The organism is Aeromonas diversa CDC 2478-85, from assembly GCF_000819805.1.
In the GTDB taxonomy this organism is placed as follows: domain Bacteria; phylum Pseudomonadota; class Gammaproteobacteria; order Enterobacterales; family Aeromonadaceae; genus Aeromonas; species Aeromonas diversa.
The window spans coordinates 271598-294460 of sequence record NZ_CDCE01000020.1 but is presented as its reverse complement, the minus strand read 5'-3'; the positions used below and the strand labels follow the sequence as shown (position 1 = coordinate 294460).

At 57.8% G+C, this 22863-nt stretch carries 28 protein-coding genes and 1 other RNA gene; 7 read left to right on the top strand and 22 right to left on the bottom strand.

Annotated elements, in window-relative coordinates; all coding sequences use genetic code 11:
- Positions 1-2: 2 nt before the first annotated feature.
- The 4 genes from rsmH to rsmI all read right to left on the bottom strand — a co-directional run bounded on the left by rsmH (position 3) and on the right by rsmI (position 2995).
- On the bottom strand, positions 3-941 hold the full coding sequence (rsmH, locus tag BN1121_RS06330; RefSeq protein ID WP_005349690.1) for a 16S rRNA (cytosine(1402)-N(4))-methyltransferase RsmH: 939 nt from the start codon (positions 939-941) through the stop codon (positions 3-5).
- Positions 942-1400: a division/cell wall cluster transcriptional repressor MraZ gene (gene mraZ / locus BN1121_RS06325; protein WP_005349688.1), complete on the bottom strand. Its 459-nt coding sequence runs from the start codon at positions 1398-1400 to the stop codon at positions 942-944.
- A 314-nt stretch (positions 1401-1714) separates the two neighbouring features.
- Positions 1715-2100, bottom strand: an RNA gene (rnpB, locus tag BN1121_RS18985) — RNase P RNA component class A.
- Between the two features lie 52 nt (positions 2101-2152).
- Positions 2153-2995 carry a 16S rRNA (cytidine(1402)-2'-O)-methyltransferase gene (rsmI, locus tag BN1121_RS06320; protein WP_005349686.1) on the bottom strand — a complete coding sequence of 281 codons (843 nt, stop codon included), beginning with the start codon at positions 2993-2995 and terminating at the stop codon, positions 2153-2155.
- Positions 2996-3077: 82 nt separating this feature from the next.
- Here rsmI and BN1121_RS06315 point away from each other — a divergent pair, with 82 nt between their 5' ends.
- The 4 genes from BN1121_RS06315 to dolP are packed head-to-tail and all read left to right on the top strand — an operon-like array spanning position 3078 to position 6499.
- On the top strand, positions 3078-5006 hold the full coding sequence (locus BN1121_RS06315; RefSeq protein ID WP_043157250.1) for a penicillin-binding protein activator: 1929 nt from the start codon (positions 3078-3080) through the stop codon (positions 5004-5006).
- Complete coding sequence (locus tag BN1121_RS06310; RefSeq protein ID WP_152424632.1) at positions 4921-5319, top strand: YraN family protein; 399 nt, start codon at positions 4921-4923, stop codon at positions 5317-5319. Before BN1121_RS06315 ends, BN1121_RS06310 begins: the two co-directional genes overlap by 86 nt.
- 9 nt (positions 5320-5328) lie before the next feature.
- The gene (locus BN1121_RS06305; RefSeq protein WP_005349681.1) at positions 5329-5919 is read left to right on the top strand and encodes a D-sedoheptulose-7-phosphate isomerase; all 591 of its coding nucleotides are present in this window, start codon (positions 5329-5331) and stop codon (positions 5917-5919) included.
- Positions 5920-5923: 4 nt separating this feature from the next.
- Positions 5924-6499 carry a division/outer membrane stress-associated lipid-binding lipoprotein gene (gene dolP, locus BN1121_RS06300; protein ID WP_005349680.1) on the top strand — a complete coding sequence of 192 codons (576 nt, stop codon included), beginning with the start codon at positions 5924-5926 and terminating at the stop codon, positions 6497-6499.
- Positions 6500-6549: 50 nt separating this feature from the next.
- On the opposite strand, the gene BN1121_RS06295 is transcribed toward dolP, so the two are convergent.
- The 8 genes from BN1121_RS06295 to zapE form a co-directional block, all read right to left on the bottom strand.
- Entirely contained in the window at positions 6550-6975 is a 426-nt protein-coding gene (locus tag BN1121_RS06295) for a ClpXP protease specificity-enhancing factor (RefSeq protein WP_081606402.1), read from the bottom strand.
- The gene (gene sspA / locus BN1121_RS06290) at positions 6972-7601 is read right to left on the bottom strand and encodes a stringent starvation protein SspA (protein ID WP_005349678.1); all 630 of its coding nucleotides are present in this window, start codon (positions 7599-7601) and stop codon (positions 6972-6974) included. Before sspA ends, BN1121_RS06295 begins: the two co-directional genes overlap by 4 nt.
- An 85-nt stretch (positions 7602-7686) precedes the next feature.
- Entirely contained in the window at positions 7687-8424 is a 738-nt protein-coding gene (locus BN1121_RS06285) for a cytochrome c1 (protein WP_005349677.1), read from the bottom strand.
- On the bottom strand, positions 8421-9638 hold the full coding sequence (locus BN1121_RS06280) for a cytochrome b (protein ID WP_005349676.1): 1218 nt from the start codon (positions 9636-9638) through the stop codon (positions 8421-8423). The genes BN1121_RS06285 and BN1121_RS06280 overlap by 4 nt, the downstream gene beginning before the upstream one ends.
- A 2-nt stretch (positions 9639-9640) precedes the next feature.
- Complete coding sequence (petA, locus tag BN1121_RS06275) at positions 9641-10231, bottom strand: ubiquinol-cytochrome c reductase iron-sulfur subunit (RefSeq protein WP_005349674.1); 591 nt, start codon at positions 10229-10231, stop codon at positions 9641-9643.
- Positions 10232-10527: 296 nt separating this feature from the next.
- A complete protein-coding gene (gene rpsI, locus BN1121_RS06270) occupies positions 10528-10920 on the bottom strand; it encodes a 30S ribosomal protein S9 (protein ID WP_005349672.1) in 393 nt (130 codons plus the stop codon).
- A 15-nt stretch (positions 10921-10935) separates the two neighbouring features.
- On the bottom strand, positions 10936-11364 hold the full coding sequence (rplM, locus tag BN1121_RS06265) for a 50S ribosomal protein L13 (RefSeq protein ID WP_005349670.1): 429 nt from the start codon (positions 11362-11364) through the stop codon (positions 10936-10938).
- A 268-nt stretch (positions 11365-11632) separates the two neighbouring features.
- A complete protein-coding gene (gene zapE, locus BN1121_RS06260) occupies positions 11633-12724 on the bottom strand; it encodes a cell division protein ZapE (RefSeq protein WP_043157247.1) in 1092 nt (363 codons plus the stop codon).
- Between the two features lie 139 nt (positions 12725-12863).
- On the opposite strand from zapE, the gene BN1121_RS06255 reads away from it, so the two are divergent.
- The 3 genes from BN1121_RS06255 to degS all read left to right on the top strand — a co-directional run bounded on the left by BN1121_RS06255 (position 12864) and on the right by degS (position 15886).
- The gene (locus BN1121_RS06255; protein ID WP_005349665.1) at positions 12864-13241 is read left to right on the top strand and encodes a Z-ring associated ZapG family protein; all 378 of its coding nucleotides are present in this window, start codon (positions 12864-12866) and stop codon (positions 13239-13241) included.
- A 75-nt stretch (positions 13242-13316) separates the two neighbouring features.
- Positions 13317-14696 carry a Do family serine endopeptidase gene (locus BN1121_RS06250; protein WP_005349663.1) on the top strand — a complete coding sequence of 460 codons (1380 nt, stop codon included), beginning with the start codon at positions 13317-13319 and terminating at the stop codon, positions 14694-14696.
- Between the two features lie 101 nt (positions 14697-14797).
- Entirely contained in the window at positions 14798-15886 is a 1089-nt protein-coding gene (degS, locus tag BN1121_RS06245) for an outer membrane-stress sensor serine endopeptidase DegS (RefSeq protein ID WP_005349661.1), read from the top strand.
- Positions 15887-15975: 89 nt separating this feature from the next.
- Here degS and npr read toward each other — a convergent pair whose 3' ends face one another.
- The 10 genes from npr to BN1121_RS06195 are packed head-to-tail and all read right to left on the bottom strand — an operon-like array spanning position 15976 to position 22761.
- On the bottom strand, positions 15976-16248 hold the full coding sequence (gene npr / locus BN1121_RS06240; protein WP_005349658.1) for a PTS phosphocarrier protein NPr: 273 nt from the start codon (positions 16246-16248) through the stop codon (positions 15976-15978).
- Positions 16245-17120, bottom strand: a complete 876-nt coding sequence (gene rapZ, locus BN1121_RS06235; protein ID WP_005349656.1) for an RNase adapter RapZ — start codon at positions 17118-17120, stop codon at positions 16245-16247. The genes npr and rapZ overlap by 4 nt, the downstream gene beginning before the upstream one ends.
- A 36-nt stretch (positions 17121-17156) precedes the next feature.
- Positions 17157-17603, bottom strand: coding sequence for a PTS IIA-like nitrogen regulatory protein PtsN (gene ptsN, locus BN1121_RS06230; RefSeq protein WP_005349653.1), 447 nt, complete (start codon positions 17601-17603; stop codon positions 17157-17159).
- A 1-nt stretch (position 17604) separates the two neighbouring features.
- Positions 17605-17892 (bottom strand): ribosome hibernation promoting factor, encoded by a 288-nt coding sequence (hpf, locus tag BN1121_RS06225; protein WP_005349651.1) that lies wholly within the window; start codon positions 17890-17892, stop codon positions 17605-17607.
- A gap of 21 nt (positions 17893-17913) precedes the next feature.
- Positions 17914-19362 (bottom strand): RNA polymerase factor sigma-54, encoded by a 1449-nt coding sequence (locus BN1121_RS06220; protein ID WP_005349650.1) that lies wholly within the window; start codon positions 19360-19362, stop codon positions 17914-17916.
- Positions 19363-19416: 54 nt separating this feature from the next.
- Positions 19417-20142, bottom strand: a complete 726-nt coding sequence (gene lptB / locus BN1121_RS06215; RefSeq protein ID WP_005349649.1) for an LPS export ABC transporter ATP-binding protein — start codon at positions 20140-20142, stop codon at positions 19417-19419.
- 4 nt (positions 20143-20146) lie between these two features.
- Complete coding sequence (gene lptA, locus BN1121_RS06210; RefSeq protein WP_005349648.1) at positions 20147-20668, bottom strand: lipopolysaccharide transport periplasmic protein LptA; 522 nt, start codon at positions 20666-20668, stop codon at positions 20147-20149.
- On the bottom strand, positions 20655-21215 hold the full coding sequence (lptC, locus tag BN1121_RS06205; protein WP_005349647.1) for an LPS export ABC transporter periplasmic protein LptC: 561 nt from the start codon (positions 21213-21215) through the stop codon (positions 20655-20657). The genes lptA and lptC overlap by 14 nt, the downstream gene beginning before the upstream one ends.
- The gene (gene kdsC / locus BN1121_RS06200) at positions 21212-21766 is read right to left on the bottom strand and encodes a 3-deoxy-manno-octulosonate-8-phosphatase KdsC (RefSeq protein WP_005349646.1); all 555 of its coding nucleotides are present in this window, start codon (positions 21764-21766) and stop codon (positions 21212-21214) included. Before kdsC ends, lptC begins: the two co-directional genes overlap by 4 nt.
- Positions 21766-22761, bottom strand: a complete 996-nt coding sequence (locus BN1121_RS06195) for a KpsF/GutQ family sugar-phosphate isomerase (RefSeq protein ID WP_005349645.1) — start codon at positions 22759-22761, stop codon at positions 21766-21768. Before BN1121_RS06195 ends, kdsC begins: the two co-directional genes overlap by 1 nt.
- Positions 22762-22863: the final 102 nt, after the last annotated feature.

Sequence of the window (22863 nt, the reverse complement as noted above, 5' to 3'; positions counted from 1 at the left end):
CTCTACTCCGGCAAACGTTCGGCTACTCGCAGCACCGAGCTGCGGGAGCGACTGTTCTGGTTGATCTCGTTATCGGAGGGCTTGAGCGCCTTGCCGACGGCCTTGAGTTTGCGATCACCCTTGAGTTGAGCCTCGGTCAGCGGCAGGCCATGAGGGATCTCGGGTCCCTTCTCATGCTTGCGAATGAAGTGCTTGACCAACCGGTCCTCGAGGGAGTGGAAGCTGATCACCGACAGGCGGCCACCCGGCTTGAGCATCGCGAGAGAGGCATTAAGCGCGCTCTCAATCTCGTCGAGCTCGCTGTTGATATAGATACGGATCGCCTGGAAGCTGCGCGTGGCCGCGTGCTTGCCCTTCTCCTTGCTCGGATTGACCCGGGCAATCATCTCGGCCAGCTGTCGGGTGCGGGTGAAGGGGGTCTCATCCCGATCGTGGACGATGGCTCGCGCTATCTTCTTGGCAAAGCGCTCCTCGCCAAAGGTCTTGAGCACCCAGGCGATATCGTCGATATCGGCGTGAGCCAGCCACTCGGCGGCGCTCTGGCCACTGGTCGGGTCCATCCGCATGTCGAGGGGACCGTCCTTCATGAAACTGAAACCACGATCCGCATCATCGAGCTGGGGCGAGGAGACCCCGAGATCCATCAAGAAGCCGTCGATCTTGCCGGTCAGGCCACGCTCGGCGATATAGCCGGCCACCCCCGAGAAGGGGCCGTGCACGATCTCGAAGCGGGGATCGTCGATGGTTGACGCCTCGGCAATGGCCTGGGGGTCCCGATCGATGGCGATAAGACGCCCCGTCGGCCCCAGTTGCTGCAGGATCAGGCGGGAGTGACCGCCGCGACCGAAGGTGCCGTCCACGTAGATGCCATCCGGCTTGATGGCCAGCCCTTCCACCGCTTCGTCGAGCAGTACCGTGATGTGTTCAAAGCCTTGCGTCATTTATAAAGAGAAGTCCTGTAGTCGGTCGGAGCCAGACCAGTCATCCTGCGGCAGACCCCGAATATCATCGTCCACTTGCTTGAGCCAACGCTCTTCATCCCACAGCTCGAACTTGTTGAGCTGCCCTATCAGCATCACCCGCTTCTCCAGCCCGGCATGGGCACGCAGGGGGGGGCTCAGCAGCAAACGTCCATTACCATCCAGCTCACACTCGCTGGCATGACCGAGCAACAGGCGCTGTACCCGCCGCTCCATGGGATTCATGTTGGATAGAGTGCGCAGCTTGCGCTCAATCTCTTCCCACTCGGGCAGTGGGTAAAGCAGCAGGCAGGGGTGGGTCAGATCGATGGTGCAGACCAGCTGGCCCTCGCATTCATCACGAAGCCAATCACGAAATCTGGTCGGTATGGCCAGTCGCCCCTTGGTATCGAGGCTAATGGCATGAGCGCCACGCAACACCCGCTAGTTATCCCTTGCTCGCCCTATCCCTGGATCTAAAAACCACTTTGATCCACTTTTCTCCACGGTAAAGTTTAAGGAGGGGGCTGGCCCTTTTCAAGCAACGTGGGGCCACAATAGGAGCCAAAAGACGGGGTAATTCGAGGAAATAAATAAAGGGTGCTGATTTTACAGCAGATATTGCTGCCACACCGAATGGAAAAGGGCCGTCAGCCATACCAAAGAGAGACAAATTCAGCACCGATTGACGGCTCCGGGCATACTGAACCGGGTAAAAAAGAGAACCCCGCAACAAGTGCGGGGTTCAGATATAAGGTCGGAGTTGGCCTGTAAGCCGGGTTCTGTACCGGGTTTCCCCGGTGGCAACCATTCCTCTAGGCCTGCAATCACTCGCAGGCTCCAGCAACCTACCCGCCCCCAACGCGGGCCGCGCCAAAGGGGGCCTATTTGGTCTTGCTTCGGGTGGAGTTTACCGTGCCACGAACTGTTGCCAGTCGCGCGGTGCGCTCTTACCGCACCCTTTCACCCTTACCTGATCCCTTGCGGGCCATCGGCGGTCTGCTCTCTGTTGCACTGGTCGTAGGCTCGCGCCTCCCAGGCGTTACCTGGCACCCTGCCCTATGAAGCCCGGACTTTCCTCCCCTCCGCCCGTCTGTCCCGAGGGACACAACGACGAAGCAGCGATTGCCCGGCCAACTCCGGGCGCGGATTATAGCCTCAGCGTCCGCTGCGGGTAAACCGTTAAATCCCGATTATTCGCCGCTGAGGTGCTCGAGACCATATTTATAGAGGGCATTCTTCTTCACCCCGTGGATCTCGGCACACAGAGCCGCCGCCTTCTTGAGGGGCAGTTCGGCCACCAGCAACCCCAGCGTGCGGACAGCCTCGGCAGGCAGATCGTCGGCATCCTTGCGCGCCCCGGCCACCATCAGCACCATCTCGCCACGGGTTCGATGCTCATCTTCGCCCAACCAGGCGAGCAGCTCAGAAGCGGGCAGGCCATGAATGGTCTCGAAGGTCTTGGTCAACTCACGCGCCAGCACCACCTGACGCTCACCCAGGATACGGGCAATGGCATCGACCGTCTCCAGCACCCGCCGTGGGGACTCGTAAAAGACCATGGTTCTGGCCTCTTCGGCCAGATCCTGCAGCTTGTCGTCACGCCCCTTGGCCTTGGCCGGCAGGAAGCCTTCGAAGGTGAAACGATCGGTGGGCAGGCCGGCGGCAGAGAGCGCAGTGATGGCGGCGCAGGGGCCAGGCAAGGGCACCACCTTGACCCCGGCCTCACGACAGCGGGTGACCAGGTGATAGCCAGGATCGCTGATAAGCGGGGTGCCGGCATCAGAGACCAGTGCCACGCTCTTGCCCTCCTTGATGCGGGCAATCAGCACCTCGGCCTTCTGCTGCTCGTTATGGTCGTGCAGAGCGAAGGTGGGCACCGAGATCTGGTAGTGACTGAGCAGGATTCCCGTATGCCGGGTATCCTCGGCCGCCACCAGATCGACGCTGCGCAGGGTATCGAGGGCACGCTGGGTGATGTCCGCCAGGTTTCCGATGGGAGTGGGAACAATATAAAGGGTGGGGATTGCGCTCATGAAGTCTCCGCGTGCCCCGACACAATTGTGTCGTCATTATGCCCCGTTTACACTATGGGGAATTTTCAACACTGGTCGGGGAATGAACTTGAACCGGTTTACAAAACAGCTAAGTGTACCACGACTTGCCAGCATCCTGGCTGCCGCTCTGTTGCTTGCATCCTGTGCCTCTGGCCCGGCTCAGCAGGATGCCCATCAGGGCCCGTCCTCTCCCTTTGCCAAGCTGACTCAAAATGCCGAGTGGTATCTGGATCAGATTGATGAAGACAAGCCCGGCGAGGCGTTTACCTGGCAGATCCTGGCTGCCCGTAGCCATCTGGCCGCCGGCAAGGCAACGCCTGCCGCCGCCCTGCTGCAACAGCTGCGTAAACAAGCCAAGAGCGCCGAGCAGCTGGCCGCACTGCAACTGCTGGAGGCTCAGCTCGTATTGGCCCAGGGCAATAGTGCCGGCGCCCTGGCGCTGCTGGAGCAGAAGCCAGCCACCGTCCTCGACAAGGAGACCGACAAGGTGTGGTATCTGCAGCGGGCCAACCTGCAGCTCGACAAAAACGATCGCTTCGGTGCTGCCAAGAGCCTCATCGCCATGGAGCCCATCCTGCAGGGTACAGCGCTGGGGGAAAACCACCGCCAGATCTGGACGCTACTGCAAGGCATCACCCCGGCAACCCTGCAATCCCTGCAAGAGGCACCGGCTCCCGATGTGACGACCGGTTGGCTGCAACTGGCGGCGCTGGTCAATCAGTATGGCGCCCAGCCCAATCAGCTCACCCGCCAGCTCCATATCTGGAAGCGCAGCTTCCCGCAACATCCGGCCCTGACCGACATGCCCGCCGGGCTGGGGGCGCTGCTAAACAGCGAGTTGACGACGCCCTTGCAGGCCGCCGTCTTCATTCCCCTCTCTGGGAATCTCGCCTCCCAGGGGCAGGCCATTCAATATGGCATCTTGATGTCCTACAAGCAGAGTGGCAGCGAGCTCAAGGTGAAGTTTTACGACACCCAGAGCAAGGCCATTGCGGCCCTCTATCAGCAGGCGCTGGCCGAGGGCGCCGACATGATCATCGGCCCTCTGCTGAAGGATCGCGTGCAAGCACTGATGGCGCTCAAACCCACAGTGCCCGTGCTGGCCCTCAACGAGCTCGACAAACCGGTCACCGGTGACAAGCTCTACTTCTTCTCCCTCTCGGCCAGCGCCGATGCCGCTCAGGCAGCCCGCTACCTGCACCAGCAAGGATATCGTCAACCTCTGGTGCTGGCCGCGCAGGACCGCATCGGCTATGCCAGTGTTCAAAGCTTTGAGAAGGCCTGGCAAGCCGTCAGTCAGGGGCGGGCCATCGTCGCCACCTATGGCGGCCGGCAGGAGATCCAGGGCATGGTGCGCAACGCCCTGAGTGGCAGTGCAGCGGGTCGCGTGCAGCAAGTCGCCCCGCTGCAAGGGGGGGAGCAACCTTCGCATAACACCTTTAACGGCATCGATGCCGCCTATGTCGTGGGTAACCCCACCGAGACCCGCACCATCAAGCCCTATATCGACTTCAACGTCAGCCAGGCTAATGGCGGGCTGGCCACCTTCACCGCGGCACGGGGCTACGACAGTCAGGCCCGCGAGGTGCTGCCAGAACTCAACGGCCTGCATATCTCCGACATGCCGATCATGCTGGGTTATCACGATGAACTGAAAGCCCAGGTGCAGCAGTTGTGGCCACAGCTCCAGGGCGATGCGCTGCGGCTGTTTGCTATGGGCTATGACGCCTTCTCTCTGACAGGAAAACTGCAACAACTGAGGAGTGTGCCCACCATGAGCATGCCGGGCTTGACCGGTGAGCTCAGCGTGGCCAATGACGGCGTGATCCAGCGCCAGCCCGTTTGGGCCACCTATCGCAACGGCACGCTGCGTGACGACAATGCCCCCACCCCCGAAGTGACCGATGAAGCGACTCCTGAAGCAGATGCAGCAACGCCTGCAGAACCTGCTGCCGACGCCGTCCCCGACTCATCCGGGCAGTCGCTTTGAGTTGATGGCAGAACAGAGGCTGCAAGCCGCCGGGCTGCAGCCTCTCTGGCGCAATTACCGCTGCCGTGGCGGCGAGATCGACCTTATCATGCGCCAGGGGCAGACCCTGGTCTTCGTCGAGGTGCGTTATCGCGCCAGTCGCTCACACGGAGGCGCCGCCGAATCCATCACCAAAACCAAGCAACACAGGGTACAATTGGCCGCTCGCCACTACCTGCAACAGCATGGACTCAACGAAGCCAATCAATCCTGCCGTTTCGACGTGGTGCTGTTTGAGGGGGAGACACCGGAGTGGATCCCCAATGCGTTTTAAGAGGAAAAGATGACAGACCGCATCAAAGAGAATTACACCGAGAGCATTCAGACTAAAATTGCCGCTGCTGAGGCGCTATCCGAAGCCATTCACACTGCGGCTCAGATGATTACCATCTGCTTGCTCAACGGTAACAAGGTGCTGGCCTGTGGCAATGGCCCCTCGGCGGCACTGGCCCAGCTCTTTATCGCCGAGCTGGTCAATCGCTATGAAACCGAGCGGCCCTCCCTGCCAGGTCTGGCGCTCACGCCGGACATGGCCACCATCAGTGCCATCGCCACCGACAGTGGTTTTGAAGAGATCTATGCCAAGCAGATCCGCGCCCTGGGACAACCCGGCGACATTCTGGTGGCCATGACCACGTCGGGGCACAGTCGCAACCTCATCAAGGCCGCCGAAGCCGCCTTGTCACGGGATATGACGATCGTGGTGCTCAGTGGCGGAGACGGGGGTGAAATGGCCGGATTACTGGGGCCAAACGATGTTGAGATCCGGGTTCCCTCGACCCGCACCCCCCGAATTCTCGAGGTCAATCTGTTGACCCTGCACTGCCTGTGTGATCTCATCGACCAGACTCTTTTCCCGCAACAGGAAGATTAAGACCATGCGCAAGCCTACCCTGCTTCTTGCTCTTTTGACTGGCACCCTGCTCCTGCAGGGCTGTGCGGCCATTTTCGTCGGTGGCGCCGCGACGACCGCCAAGATGGCGGGCGATCGCCGCACCGTCGGGTCACAGTGGGACGATCAAAACATTGAGCTCAAAGCGGCCAATCTGATCGGCGATAACAAGCAACTCTCGGGCAGCAAGATCAGCGTTTACAGCAATAACGGTCGCGCCATCCTGATAGGCCAGACCCCGAGTGATGCCCATAAGGCCGAAGCGGGGCGCATCGTCGGACGCATCGAGGGTGTTCGCCATGTCTATAACGAGCTGCGCATTGGCAAACCGGTCAGCCTCTCAACCCGCAGCAACGACAGCTGGATCACCTCCAAGGTGCGCGCCGATATGCTCGCTGCCAAGAATTTCGATAGCGGCAAGGTGAAGGTGGTGACCGAAAATGGTGAAGTGTTCCTGATCGGACTGGTGACTCGCCAGGAAGGGGAGCAGGCGGTTAACATCGCCCGCCATGTAAGCGGCGTCAAGCAGGTCATCAAGGCCTTCGAATATACCCAGCAGTGATGACGAGCCCATAAAAAAACGCAGCCAATCGGCTGCGTTTTCTTATGTCATTATTTGACCACTTTGAGGGTCGGGCGGCCAGTGGGGCGTGGCGGCTCGGGATCCGGCTGTGGCGGCACCTCTGCCGACTCCAGCCAGGCCTCATACGCCGGCTCGGGCGGGAACAGGGTCCCGACGCCGTTTTCGCGGGCGTGGATGGCAACAATGGCGGCCATCGGAATGTAGACCTGCTGGGAGACACCTCCGAAACGGGCGCTGAAGCTGACGGCCTCGTTATCCATCTGGAATGCCGCCACCGCACGGGGCGCGATATTCAGCACAATCTGACCATCCTGAGCAAACTGCAGGGGTACTGCCACGTGAGGCACGTTGACGTTAACCACCAGATGAGGGGTCAGATCGTTATCGAGCAGCCAGTCGAAAAACGCCCGCAGCAGATAGGGGCGGCTGGGCGTCATCTTGATCTCCATGCTCATGCGCCGAGACGGATTTCGCGCTCGACCTCGGTCAGGGAGGCCTGGAACGACTCACGTTCGAACAGACGCACCATGTAAGCCTTGAGCTCTTTGGCTCCGCGACCAGTCAGGTCGATACCCAGGCTCGGCAGACGCCACAAGAGCGGAGCCATGTAGCAATCCACCAGACCGAACTCCTCACTCATGAAGTAAGGCATCTCGGTGAAGATGGGGGCAATGGCCAGCAGGTTGTCGCGCAGCTCATTACGGGAGGCCTCAACATCCACCCCCGCCATGATCTTGTCGGCCAGGGTGTACCAGTCGAGCTCGATGCGATGCATCATCAGACGGCTGTTGCCACGGGCCACCGGATAGACCGGCATCAGGGGCGGATGGGGGAAACGCTCATCGAGGTACTCCATGATGATGCGAGAGGTGTACAGCGCCAGCTCGCGATCCACCAGCGTAGGGACAGAGTTGTACGGGTTCAGCTCGGCCAGCTCTTCCGGCAGGTGATCCATATCAACCTGGCAAATATCTACGGTGACACCCTTCTCGGCCAATACGATACGCACCTGATGGCTGAACATATCGTTGGCACCGGAAAACAGCGTCATCACAGAACGCTTATTGGCAGCTACAGCCATTGACCCCTCCAGTCATTTAAAAGCAGAAACGGCAATGAAGCGACGGGCCTCATTGCCGTACACGATTTTACTCTTTTCTGGTCGCTTAGTGAACGTCGCGCCAGTATTCCTTCTTCAACAACACAGTAAAGATGAAGAAGATGACGATGAAGCCGAGCACCCAGAAGCCCATGCGTTCACGCTCGAGCTGGACCGGCTCACCCGAATAGACCAAGAAGTTTACCAGATCGCGCACGGTCTGGTCATATTCTTCGTTACTCTGCTCACCATTCCCGTCGGAGACCACGCTGTGGGGCACCTTCACCTCTTCACCATTGATCACCTCGGAGGAGTAGTGCAGGCGCGGGGTCCCTTGCAAAGGCTCCAGCACATGGGGCATGCCCACGGAGGGGAACACCAGGTTGTTGACCCCAAACGGGCGGGTCGGATCGACGTAGAAGGAGCGCAGATAGGTGTAGATCCAGTCTGCACCACGGACCCGGGCCACCAGGGTCAGATCCGGCGGTGCGGCGCCAAACCACTTGGCAGCATCCTTCTCGGATACCGAACTCTTCATCAGATCGCCAATCTTGGCACCGTTGAAGATGAGGTTCTCCTTCATGATCTCTTCCGGAATGCCGAGATCCTGAGCCACCCGGTTATAACGCTGATATTGGGTGCTGTGACAACCGGAGCAGTAGTTCATGAAGGTGGTGGCCCCCCGTTGCAGGGAAGCCTTGTCACTCAGATCATAGTGAGCCTTATCGAGCTTGATATTCTCCCCCCCTGCGGCCAGGGCCAGAGTCGGAAGCAGGGCGAGCACGGCAATAATCATTTTTTTCATTTGAATGTCACCCTTTCCGGCAGCGGCTTGGTACGTTCATTCTTGCTATAGAAGAACAGCAGGACGAAGAAACCGAAGTAACCCAGCGTACAGATCTGTGCGATCAGTGTCAGCATCGGGGTAGACGGCAGCACACCAAGCACACCAAGGATGCCAAAGCAGACCACGAACTGGGCGATATTCAGCTTGTGCAGGGCACTGCGATAACGCACCGAGCGCACCTTGCAGCGATCCAGCCAGGGCAACAGGAACAGCACTACGATGGAAAGACCCATCATGATGACCCCGAGCAACTTGTCCGGCACCGCACGCAAAATGGCGTAGAAGGGGGTGAAGTACCAGACCGGGGCGATATGCGCAGGCGTCTTCAGGCCGTTGGCCACTTCGAAGTTGGGCTTCTCGAGGAAGTAACCCCACATATCCGGCTTGAAGAAGATGATGGCGCAGAACAAGAACAGGAAACCGGCCACACCGATCATATCTTTAACGGTGAAGTAGGGGTGGAATGCCACCGCATCCAGCGGCCAGCCGTTCTCATCTTTGTGCTTTTTAATCTCGATGCCATCAGGGTTATTGGATCCCACCTCGTGCAGCGCCAGGATATGCATGGCGACCAGCATGACCAGCACCAGCGGCAGCGCAATAACGTGCAGTGCAAAGAAACGGGTCAATGTCGCACCCGAGATAACATAGTCACCCCGGATCCACAGGGTCAGATCGTCACCGATGACCGGAATGGCACCAAACAGCGAGATAATAACCTGGGCACCCCAGAAGGACATCTGGCCCCAGGGCAGCAGATAGCCCATGAAGGCCTCGGCCATCAGCACCAGGAAGATCAGCATGCCAAAGATCCACAGCAGCTCACGCGGCTTCTGATAAGAGCCGTAGATGAGACCGCGGAACATGTGCAGGTAGACCACCACGAAGAAGGCGGAAGCACCGGTGGAGTGCATGTAGCGCAGCAGCCAGCCGAACTCCACGTCGCGCATGATGTACTCGACAGAGGCAAAGGCACCCTCTGCAGAGGGGTTGTAGTTCATGGTCAGCCAGATACCTGTGAGGATCTGGTTAACCAGCACCAGCATGGCAAGGGAGCCAAAGAAGTACCAGAAGTTCAGGTTCTTGGGTGCCGGATACTTGGCCATGTGCTCGTTGTACATGGCGGTGAGCGGAAAGCGATCGTCGATCCACCCCATCAACTTGGCAAACATGATCAGGCCTCCTTGCCGTCGGCACCCACCATAATGGTGGTGTCATTGAGGAACTGGTAGGGCGGAATCACCAGGTTCAGCGGAGCTGGAACCCCTTGGAATACGCGGCCGGCCATGTCGAACTTGGAACCGTGACAGGGGCAGAAGAAGCCCGATGTAACCCCTTCCACCTGCTCCCCGAAGCTGTCGGGCAGATAGGTCGGAGAACAACCCAGGTGAGTACAGAGTCCCACGGCGACGAAGATCTCGGGTTTAATGGAGCGATAGCCATTTTGGGCATAATCCGGTTGCTGCGGCTCTTCCGAGCCAGGATCCCGGAGTTTGCCGTCATGCTCGGGCAGCGCATCGAGCGTCGCCTTGGTACGGTTCACCACCCATACCGGCTTGCCACGCCACTCTACCCGGATCAGCTGACCCGGCTCCAGTTTGCTGATGTCCACTTCCACCGGCGCACCAGCGGCCTTGGCCTTGGCACTCGGATTCCATGACTTGATAAAAGGCACTGCGGTAAATGCAGCTCCTACCCCACCAACCGCTATGGTTGACCAGGTAAGGAATCTGCGGCGACCGGTATCAACAGGCGCATTGCTCATCCAAAAACTCTCCCATGTGGACTCCGCGCATTCTTATAGTTTCCCTGTTCAAGGTTTTCCGGTGACAACAGCGGCGGAAGCAGGAGTTACAATTGTCACAGAAAAATCGAGGAAATTTTAAAGAAAAGATAACAAGTTGACAAGAAAGACAAGCAGCAGGTAAAACCAATAACAAAAAGAATTTTTCTCTTTTGTGACGCGGGGTTGGGTTTGGTTTGGGGAATTTATACGCATAAAAAAAGCCTGGCTTGCGCCAGGCTTTTTGAGAGCCGATAAGAGCTCGCGACTCGTGCGAATTAACGCTTGGAGTACTGCGGACGCTTACGAGCTTTGTGCAGACCGACTTTCTTACGCTCAACCTTACGGGCATCACGAGTAACAAAGCCAGCTTTACGCAGTTCGGAGCGCAGAGTCTCGTCGTACTGCATCAGAGCACGGGTGATACCGTGGCGGATCGCACCGGCTTGACCGGAGATGCCACCACCAGTAACGGTGATGTACAGATCCAGTTTCTCGGTCATCTCAACCAGTTCCAGCGGCTGACGAACGACCATGCGAGCGGTCGGACGGCCGAAGTACTGCTCCAGGGAGCGATGGTTGATTACGATGTTACCGCTGCCTGCCTTGATGAAAACGCGAGCAGTGGAGCTTTTGCGACGGCCGGTACCGTAGTATTGATTTTCTGCCATGTTGCCAGTTCCCGATTAGATATCCAGTACTTGAGGTTGCTGAGCAGCGTGGTTGTGCTCGGCGCCAGCGTAAACTTTCAGCTTACGGAACATGGCACGGCCCAGCGGGCCCTTCGGCAGCATGCCCTTGACGGCAGCTTCGATGACCATTTCCGGCTTACGCTGAATCAGCTTGTCGAAGCTGATGGACTTGATACCACCCGGGAAACCGGAGTGAGCATGGTACATCTTGTCGGTAGTTTTCTTACCGGTTACACATACCTTCTCAGCGTTTACAACGATGATGTAATCACCGGTGTCAACGTGCGGAGTGTACTCAGCTTTGTGCTTACCACGCAGGCGGGCAGCGATCTCAGTGGCGATACGACCCAGAGTCTTGCCTTCTGCGTCAACAACGTACCAGTCACGTTTTACGGTTTCTGGCTTGGCAACGAAAGTTTTCATTAAGTTAAACCCAATTACCTGTTACAGACCCAATTGCTTATGGGGGCTCACCCACAAACAACAAACGATGGCCTACCTGTACCCCTTCGAATACAAGTAAAACCTGATAGAGTGCTGCCAGATTAGCAGCTTGTAACGTGGGCCGGGCGATTATAAGTGAAGTTACCTTAAAGATCACTCTCCAATTTCACTGCCCATGACATCATCGAGTGTCGCCCGGCCCTACCTGCCGCAGATGCCCATCCGACTGGCAGGCGCGGTATTGTGACTAAGGAAGGTGCTCTCTGGCAAGGTATTCGTGCGATTGCATCTCCTGGAGTCGTGAGAGACATCGGGAAAACTCGAAATTGAGCGCCCCTTGACCATAGAGATCATCCATGGGGACCGCCGCAGAAATGATGAGTTTTACATGCCGCTCGTAGAACTCATCCACCATGGCAATGAAGCGGCGGGCCGCATCATCACTGCCCACCCCCATGGGCTGAACATTGGCCAGCAGTACTGTCTGGTAGCAACGCGAAATCTCGATGTAGTCGGCCTGGGAGCGAGGAGTACAACAGAGTTCGGTGAACTCCATGTAGAGCAAATCATCGTGGGCACCCAGCGTGCAGAGCCGTCGCCCAAGCAGCTCCAACTCTCCTGCCAACGGGGCCGAGCTGCTGAGTTGCTGAAAGTAACGGTCGAGGTTTGCTGCCGCTCTCTCATCCAGGGGATAGTGATAGATCTCCGCCTGCTCAAGGGTACGCAACCGGTAGTCGGTGCCCCCATCGACGTTAAGAACACGACAATGTTGCTCGATGAGGGCGATGGCAGGGAGAAAGCGGGCTCGCTGCAGACCATTGCGATAGAGCTCTGCGGGTGGAATATTGGAGGTCGCAACCAGCGTAACGCCCCGAGCAAAGAGCTCCTGCAGCAAGGTTCCGAGCAGCATCGCATCGGTAATGTCGGAGACAAAAAATTCGTCAAAACACAGGACATCAGCCTCTGTGGCGATATGTTCAGCCACCTGTTTGAGGGGATCCGGCACCCCGCTGAGCGCTTTGAGCTCACCATGAATACGATACATGAAGCGGTGAAAATGCATGCGCAGTTTGCGTTCGCCCGGTAATGCATCGAAAAAAAGATCCATCAGCCAGGTCTTGCCTCTACCCACTCCGCCCCACATATAGAGTCCCGTGACAGGGACTACGGATTGGGGCTTTTGCCAGGGACGCCACCATACTTTCTGGCTGGTCGGAGTCGGGCGCCGCAGCAAATCCTGATAGAGTCGCTCCAGCTCGGCCACGGCGGCCCCCTGAGCCGGGTCAGCCACGTAACCTGATCGTTGTAGATCCTGCTGATATCGCTGTTGCACTGTCATCCCGATGTCGCGCTTCCAAGTCCCTGAATGTGGTACAAAATGGTACCACGCCCCCAGGTGGCGCTGTATAGTGCCAAGCGGGATAAAACCGGCCGGGATGGTCGTTACCCCTTGTTTATATTGGTTTTAAGGAGCTTTTATGAGTCTGATAAGTGCCATTGGTGTAGCCATTATCGCCCTCGTGCTGGGCATAGTGCTGGGGCGACTCAGCGTACGCAGCCGTGACGCCGGGCGTCTGGAGCAAGATCTGAAAAAGGCCCATAAGGAGCTTGATAGCTACCAGAACCAGATCAGCACTCACTTTGCCGACAGTGCGGCACTGATGGAGCAGATGGCGGAGCAGTATCAGGAGCTCTATCGCCACATGGCTCAACAGAGCCAGTTCTTGGCCAAACACGGTGACAGCCCCTTCAAGGTCGTTGAAGACGCGCCCCAGCCCCAGAACGCCGAGCCTGATTTCCCGCCTCGTGACTATGCCGACGCGTCGGGCCTGCTCAAGCAGTCAGGACAGAGCTGATTGAACTAATAGGATGTCCTTGTGGTCTGACACTGTCGTAACGCACTGTTTTTTATCTCGGGAGCATTCTCATCTATGCGTAAATCTCTCTCCTTGCTTAGTGTTGTCGCTCTGAGTGTCGGCATGGCGCTCTCCGCCGCGCCGGCTCAGGCCGCTCTGCCTTCCCTGTTTGGCAATTCTGACAATGCCTCCAATAACAGCGAGATGCCGAGCCTGGCCCCCATGATCGAGCAGGTTACTCCTGCGGTCGTCAATATCTATGTCTCTGGCAAGAAGATCACCCGCCAGCGTTTGCCCGAACCGTTCCGTTACTTCTTCGGTCCCGACATGCCGGCCGAGCAGGTGCAGGAGCAACCCTTCCAGGCACTTGGCTCCGGTGTCATCATCGATGCCAAGAAGGGATATGTGATCACCAACGCCCACGTGGTGCACGAGGCCGACGAGATCAAGGTGAGCCTCAAGGATGGCCGCGAGTTCAAGGCCAAGAAGATCGGTGAAGACAAACAGTCAGACATCGCCCTGCTGCAGATCAAGGCTGACAATCTGGTCCAGATCCAGATGGCCGACTCCGACAAGTTGCGGGTCGGTGACTACGCCATCGCCATCGGCAACCCGTTCGGCCTGGGTCAGACTGTCACCTCGGGCATCGTCTCGGCACTTGGCCGCAGCGGCCTGAATATCGAAAACTTCGAGAACTTCATTCAGACCGATGCCGCCATCAACTCCGGTAACTCGGGTGGCGCGCTTATCAACCTGAAGGGCGAGCTGATCGGCATCAACACCGCCATCCTGGGGCCCAATGGCGGCAACATCGGCATCGGTTTTGCCATTCCCTCCAACATGGTGCGCGACCTGACCGATCAGATCGTCAAGTTTGGCGAGGTACGTCGTGGCCAGTTGGGGATCCAGGGGCAGGAGCTCACCTCAGACATCGCCAAGACCTTCGGTTACGACAAGCAGTACGGCGCCTTCGTCAATCAGGTGATGCCGGGCTCTGCCGCCGAGAAGGCGGGTATCAAGGCCGGCGATATCATCGTCAGCATCGATGGCAAGGAAGTGCGCTCTTTCGGCGAGCTGCGTGCCAAGATTGCCACCATGGGCGCCGGTAAGCAGGTCAAACTGGGGCTGATCCGTGACGGCAAACAACAGGACGTCACCGTGACCCTCAAACAGGCAGATGACAGCGACGTGCGCGCCGACGTACTCCACCCGGCTCTGGACGGCGCCAAGCTCAGCAACGTCACCGAGCCGGTGAGCGGTGTAGAGGTGAGCGATATCAATCCGCGTTCCCCCGCCGCCGCATCAGGCCTGCAGAAGGGCGACATTATTTTGGGTGTCAACCGGGTGCGAGTGAACAACCTGAGCGATCTGGCCAAGGTGCTTAAACAGAAGAGCGACGTGCTGGCTCTCAACATCCAGCGCGGCGAAGCCTCTCTCTATCTAGTGATCCGCTAATCCCCTCCCCTTGCCAATCAAGCCGCGGGCTCGCCCCGCGGCTTATTTTTATCCATGGATGATGGTATCCTCTGCCGGTGCGCGCTTCGGACGAGAGATTCATGAAAATCCCACCACTTCTCAGTTACTTGGGCAAAGCCATCGGCTTTGGACTCGTAATGGCAGCCATACTGCTGCTGCTCTTTCCCAAGCTGAGGGGCGGTGAGCCTATTACCATTGGCTCGGGTCGCGATCTGAGCTTCTCCTATGCGGCGCATCGGGCCGGCCCCGCCGTTGTGAACATCTACACCCGCAGCTTCAGCCGCGATCGCAACAACCAGTCCGAGTTGAGACCACAAGGGCTTGGCTCTGGCGTCATCATGAGCCAGCGTGGCCACATCCTCACCAACTACCACGTCATTGCCGAGGCCGATCAGATCATCGTCGCCCTGCAAGATGGCCGCATCTTTACCGCCGAGCTGGTCGGCACCGACAAACTCACCGATCTTGCCGTGCTCTACATTGAGGCCGACAACCTGCCGGTGATCCCGCAAAACCCAGACAATCAGCCCGACGTGGGGGATGTGGTGCTGGCCATCGGCAACCCCTACAACGTCGGTCAGACCATCACCCAGGGAATCATCAGCGCCACCGGTCGCATCGGCCTCTCCAGCATGGGCCCCGAGAGCAATGGTCGACAGGACCTGTTGCAGACCGACGCAGCCATCAATGAAGGCAACTCGGGAGGTGCCCTGGTCAACGCCCGAGGTGATCTGGTGGGCATCAATACCGCGGCCTACCACATCAACGGCAATCAGGAGAGCTATGGCATCAGTTTCGCCATCCCCTACAAGCTGGCCAAACGCATCATGGACGAATTGATCGCCAACGGCCGCGTCATCCGTGGTTACCTCGGTATCTCCAGCATCGAGATCAACCCCATCATAGCGCGCATGATGAACCTGGGTGATCTGCGTGGTCTGGTGATCGAGAGCATCGATCCGAATGGGCCGGCAGCCAAGGCGGGCCTTCAACGTGGCGATGTGATGCTCAAGATCAATGGCGAGGCCATCACGGGGATCCGCAGCGCCATGGATCGCATCGTCGAGAGTCGCCCCGGCAGTCAGTTGCGCCTGAGCATAGCGCGCGATGGCAAGACGCTGGAGCTGCCGGTGACCATCGAAGAGGATATGCGTTATCCCCAGCAATAAGCCTGCTTGAATACGAGACGCAACAAAAAAGCCAGCAGGTCGCTGCTGGCTCTCATTTCAGGGTTTTGCCAAGGTGACGGGCAACTCGGTTACTCTTCATCAAACCCGCAGGCAAACAGCGCCACGACGGCATCTAGGGCTTGATCTTCTTCCGGCCCTTCAACCACCACCTCGATATGCCCACCCTGGGCCGATTCCAGCATTAGCATGGCGATAATGCTGTTGGCCTCGGCCTCGACACCCGTTTCATTGCGCAGCAATACCTGAGCATCGAATCTCTGCACCAACTCGTAGAGCATCATGGCAGGCCGGGCGTGCATACCCAGCCGATTTTTCACTTCGACCGAGGCTCGCAGTGTCATTGTCTCTCCTTGCCAGCACCGCTTTTCTCCAGAGTGCGGTGGCGCAGCTGCACATTTTTTCCCATTTTCCGGAAACTCTCTGCCAGACGTTCGGCAATAAAGACGGAGCGGTGCTGACCACCGGTACAACCTATACCCACCGTCAGGTAGCTGCGGTTGTTGCGCTCCAGATGGGGTAACCAGGTAGTGAGCATGCTCTCAATCTGTTGGATAAACAGCATCACATCGCTCTGGCTCGAAAGGTAATCGGCGACTGGCTGGTCACGACCGGTAAAGGGTTTCAGCTCCGGGATCCAGTGCGGATTCGGCAGGAACCTGGCATCAAAAACGAAGTCGGCATCCTTCGAGATGCCATATTTGAAGCCAAACGACTCAAATACCATGACCAGTTCGCTCTCTTTCTTGCCGAGCACTCGGGTCTTGATGAGCTCGCTCAAGTCATGGATGCTGAGATTCGTCGTATCCACCCGCAGATCGGCACTGGAAGAGAGGGGGGAAAGCAGGTGGGTTTCCTCCCGAATGGCCTCGTCCAGGGTTAGCTGGTTACGTGACAAGGGGTGCAGGCGGCGACTCTCCCCATAGCGGCGCAGCAGGGTGCTGTTGTCCGCATCAAAGAAGAAGCTGGAATAGTCTACCCGTTTCTCACTGCGAACCTGGCGCAGCAGCTCATCGAGTTTGTCGGGGACTGTGGGCAGATTGCGCACATCGATGCTCACCGCCAGCTTGTCATACTGTCCCTCCAGCGCCACGATAAGCTGGGGCAGCAGGACAACCGGCAAGTTGTCGACGCAGTAGTAGCCAAGATCCTCCAGTACCCTCAGAGCAACCGTCTTACCGGCTCCGGAGCGGCCACTGACGACAATCAGTTGCATTATTCCTCCTACATCCTGGAGACGTCAGTACGGCACTCAGGCAGAGATCATGATCTGATAGAGCTCTTCATCGCTGGCCGCTTGGCGCAGCTGACGACATATGCCCTTATCGCCCAGCCGAGAAGCCATCATGGAGAGGGTCTTGAGATGCTGCTTGCATTCGCTCTCGGGAACCAGCAATGCAAAGAGAAGGTCGACCGGCTGATTGTCGATCGCGTCGAAGGGGATCGGCTCTTCGAAGGTAAGCAGTACGGCGGTTGGCGGCAATTCATCACCGATGCGGCCATGGGGGATGGCGATACCACCGCCAATACCGGTACTGCCCATCTTTTCCCGAGCCAGTAGGCATTCAAACAGGATCTGGCGAGAGGTACCAAGATGATCCGCAGCCAACTCACTAATGAGTTCCAGCGCCCGCTTCTTACTACTACAAGGGACTGCACTCCGGGTGCAGTCCCTGCTCAATATATGTTCCAGTTGCATCTTATTTTTGCTGTAACTTGTCTTTATGCTTGATGATCTGTCTATCCAGCTTATCGATCAGGGTATCGATAGCGGCATACATGTCGGCATGTTCTGAATTGGCGAAAACTTCACCACCATTGACGTGCAGTTTGGCTTCGGCGATCTGCTTGAGCTTCTCGACGTTGAGAACGACATGCACATTGTTGATATGGTCGAAATGGCGCTCCAGCTTGGCAAACTTGCTATTGACGTACTCCCGCAGTGCTTCGGTGATCTCTACATGGTGTCCAGTCAGATTGATTTGCATAACGTCTTCCTTTTGTTTTGCCTACACCAGGCGTTTGCGCTGATTGGAGGGTGGAATCATGAGGGACTCGCGATACTTGGCGATGGTCCTTCGCGCCACCATAATCCCCTGCTCTGCCAACAAATCGGTGATCTTGCTGTCGCTAAGCGGCTTGGCAGGGTTTTCGGCCGTCACCAGTTTCTTGATCAAGGCGCGGATGGCGGTCGATGAACACTCACCTCCTCCCTCGGTATTCACATGACTCGAGAAGAAATACTTCAACTCAAAAATGCCGCGAGGAGTGTGCATAAATTTCTGGGTCGTCACCCGCGAGATGGTCGACTCGTGCATCTCGACGGCCTCGGCGATATCGTTCAGCACCATGGGCTTCATCGCCTCCTCGCCATACTCGAAAAAGCCCTGTTGCTGCTCAACGATGCAGTTGGCCACCTTGAGCAGCGTATCATTGCGGCTCTCAAGGCTCTTGATGAACCAACGCGCCTCCTGCAGGTGGGAACGGATGAACTGGCTGTCGGTACTACTGCGTGCATTGCGGGCCATCGCGGCATAAGTCTCGTTAACCCGGATACGCGGAGCGCTGTCGGGATTGAGCTCAACCACCCAGCGGTTCCCCTTCTTCACCACGGAGACATCCGGGATCACATATTGGGAGTCGCTCTGCACCACGCTATTCCCGGGGCGCGGCTCGAGCTGCTGAATCATATCCAGCACCTCCTTGAGCTCACTCTCCTTGAGCTTGGTCTTACGGGCCAGGGTACGGTAGTCACGAGCCCCCAACAAGTCCATGTGCTCGGTCACGACCTCAATCGCTTCCTTGAGCCAGGGCAGAGACGGCTCGAATTGCCCGAGCTGGATCAGCAAACACTCCTGCACCGAACGAGCGGCCACACCGACGGGGTCAAAATGCTGAACTCGCTTGAGGACGGCCTCCACCTCATCCATCTCAACACTGTATTCCTCAGAGCTGACCGCAGTCTGAATATCTTCAAGTGAAACAGTTAGATATCCTGACTCATCGATGGCATCGATAATCGCGAGCGCGATGGCGGCATCGAGATCGGAAAAAGGGGTAAGACGCATCTGCCACAGCAGATAGTCCTGCAGGTTTTCGGTGGTTTCGCCCTGATAGACGTTATCTTCACCTTCAAAAGAGGGGGCGGCCAGCTGAGCCGTTCCGGCTGAATAGACCTCATCCCAAGTGGTATCAACCGGTAGATCGTCAGGCATCTGTTCCTGAGACATGGCCTCGGAGCTATCCATCTGGCTGGCATCGCCGGCTTCCGGCATCGAATCGCGGGGATCTGAATCCAGCTCCGCTTCTTCCTGCTCCAGCAGCGGATTACTCTCTAAGGCTTGCTGGATTTCCTGCTGAAGTTCCAGAGACGAAAGCTGGAGCAAACGGATGGCCTGTTGTAATTGTGGCGTCATGGTCAGCTGTTGACCCAGACGCAGCTGCAGTGTCGGCTTCATCTACGTTGGAATGTCCTTATGTTCAGCATTCAGGCGAGGGGTGGATCACCCTTACTATAGACTGAATTGATCCCCCAGATAGACACGCTTGACCTGTTCATCGGTCAGGATCTGCTCCGGGGTACCTTCGGCGATCATCTTGCCATGGCTGACAATATAAGCCTTCTCACATACATCCAGAGTCTCTCTGACATTGTGGTCTGTGATCAAGACACCCAGTCCGCGATCCTTGAGGTGCTGGATGATCTTCTTGATGTCTATCACAGAAATGGGATCGACCCCGGCAAAGGGCTCGTCAAGCAGGATAAAGCGTGGATCGGCCGCCAGGGCGCGGGCGATCTCGACCCGACGACGCTCACCACCGGAAAGACTCTGCCCAAGGCTGTCTCGAATATGGGTGATGTTGAACTCTTCCAGCAGCTGCTCGACCAGGTCCACTCGCTCCTCACGAGAAAGCTTCTTACGGGTCTCCATGACGCCCATCAAGTTCTCATAGACGGAGAGACGACGGAAGATGGAGGCTTCCTGAGGCAGGTAACCGATACCGTTGCGCGCACGCAGATGCATCGGCTGAGCGCTGATATCACGGTCATCGATGGTAATGTTGCCGGCATCACGCTGGACCAGGCCGACAATCATATAAAACGAGGTGGTCTTGCCGGCACCGTTGGGCCCGAGCAGACCCACAATCTGGCCGGTACCCACTTCCAGGCTGACATCGCTGACAACCTGACGTCCCTTATAACTCTTTTGCAGACCAACCGCTTTCAATACCGCCATGGGCTTACTCCTTCTTGCCGTCAGCGGGCTTGTCAAAACTTTCAACCTGATCGGGGAGGAACACAGTCTTGACCCGGGATCCGGTATCACCACTCTCGGCCATCATCTTCTGTTTGACGATGTCATAGCGGATCACCTCTCCATTAACCTGGCTATCTTCTTGCTTGAGCTGGCCATTCCCCGTGATGGTGACCAGGCGCTGCTTGAGTTCATAGCGGATAGTATTGCCGTGGGCGTTGACCGGCTTACCGTTATCCAGGATCTGGAAGAAGGTGGCCGGCTTGCCATAGGCCGTCATCACCTCGGAGCCCTTCTCGGCCCCCCGCACGACCACCACCTTGTCCGCATGGATCTTGATGGTCCCCTGAGTGATGATCACATCCTTGGTAAAGGTGAGGCGATTGTCCTGAAGCTCGGCCGTCTGAGTTACCGCATCGACATAGACCGGCTCGGAGAAGTCAGACTGCTTCGCCTGCAGGGCGCCGCAGCAGAGCAGGGCAGCCAGGGCGAGATTAACGTTTTTCATTGAAATAGATCGCATGACTCTGTTCCAGTAACTCAAAATAGCGCTTGTCCAGGTTACCCTTGAGACCGAGTCCCTCGGTCTGGAAAGCCTGGCCAAGCATCTTGACCTGTTGATTGCTACGCACGTCCTGATTGTTCAGGTCCAGCTCTATGTATTCGGTATCGAGCCGCTTCACCGGCCCCGCTTCCCGCAGTCCGTCCAACTGCACCTTATGGCGCAAAATGGCGTTATCCCCAACATTAAGCACCCCTTCTTCTGCAGTCAGGCGCCATTCGGCTCGCCCTTCTTCATCGTAGCGATAGAAGATGGGCTGGGTCATAGTGACCATCTCGATGGCACGAAAATATTCCGCATAGACAGATTCGAGACGATCCTGGAGACGCCCCTCTTGATCGTACTGGAGGGTTACCATGTCCCGAGCCACGAAGTCGGGCTGAAAGTGTTCCTTTTGGACCTGCCCTTGACTCGCTACCGGTTTATTCAGCACCTGCCAGCAAGCCAACGCCACAATAAAGAGCACGCCAAAGAGCAGTGTCTGGCGACTCATGCCGATACCTCCACCACATCACCCAGCAGCCCTCGGGCCTGCAGCAGCAGATCGCACACCTCGCGCACCGCGCCGAGACCACCACCAATCCGGGTCACCATGTTCGCACGAGCCAATACCAGCGGATGGGCATCCGCCACCGCAATGCCCAGGCCGCACGCCTGCATCACCGGCAGGTCGATGGTATCATCCCCCACATAGGCGGCCTGGTCGGGCGTCAACCCCAGCTCGGCCAGCAGCCGCTCGAAGTGGGGTAACTTCTCATCGGCCCCCTGGACCAGATGACGGACACCCAGGCTCTTCATCCGATCGGCGACGATCCGCGAGCTACGACCCGTGATGATCGCCAGTTCGATGCCTGCTCTCATCACCGCCTTCATGCCGGCGCCATCGCGGGTGCAGAAGGTTTTAAGCTCCTCACCGTTATTCCCCATATAGATGAAGCCATTGGAGAGCACCCCATCCACATCGCACACCAGAAGCCGGATACGGGCAGCACGGGCCATCAGCTCGGCCGAAACGGCGCCATAGGGAGTCATCACATCAGACATCAAATGACCCTCGCGCGCAGCAGGTCGTGCATATTAAAGGCTCCCAGAGGACGATGCATCGCATCTACCACAAGTAGACCATTAATTTTACGGGTTTCCATCAGTTTGACTGCCTCGGCGGCCATCATGTCGGGCCCAACGGTAATACAGTTTGCCGTCATCACCCGGCTGATCGGGGTGTGGTGAATATCCACCTGCTGATCCAGAATGCGGCGCAGGTCCCCGTCGGTAAAGAGTCCCGCCAGGGTACCGTCGGCACCCACAACACCAGTCATGCCGAGCCCCTTACGACTCACCTCCAGCAAGGCCTCGCTGATGGTGGCATCGACGCCCACCAAGGGCAACATAGCCCCCGTATGCATGATGTCAGATACCCTCAGCAGGAGGCGCTTGCCCAGAGAGCCGCCCGGATGGGAGAGCGCAAAGTCATCGGCGGTGAAGCCACGCGCCTCGAGCAGTGCGACAGCCAGGGCATCCCCCATCACCAGGGTCGCCGTAGTGCTGGAGGTGGGCGCCAGCCCGAGCGGACAGGCCTCACGCGTTACCCGAATGCAGAGGTGCACATTGGCCTCACGGGCCATGGTGGAGGCGGGGTTGCCTGTCATGCAGATAAGGGGCACACCGCGGCGCTTGAGCACAGGCAGCAGGGCCAGGATCTCATCGCTCTCCCCCGAATTCGAGATGGCGACGATGAGATCTCCCTCGGAGATCATGCCCAGATCTCCATGGCTCGCCTCACCGGGGTGCAGGAAAAACGCCGGGGTACCGGTACTGGCTAGGGTGGCGGCGATCTTGCTGCCGATGTGGCCCGACTTACCCATGCCGGTGACCACTATCTTTCCTCCACACTGCAGTATCATCTCACAGGCCCGGTCAAAGGCCTCATCAAGGTACTGCTGCAGGCCGGCGATGGCCTCCTGCTCTATCTCCAGCACCCGGCTGGCACTGAGCTTAAAACGGGAGATCACAGACACTTTTTCGCTGACACCGGACATGGGAAGGCGGCTCCGAAACAGAGTGGAAAGGCGGGATTATAAAAAACTCTGACAGGATAAGCGAATCGGTCCCGCTTTGGTCATTACTGACACATTTGGCAA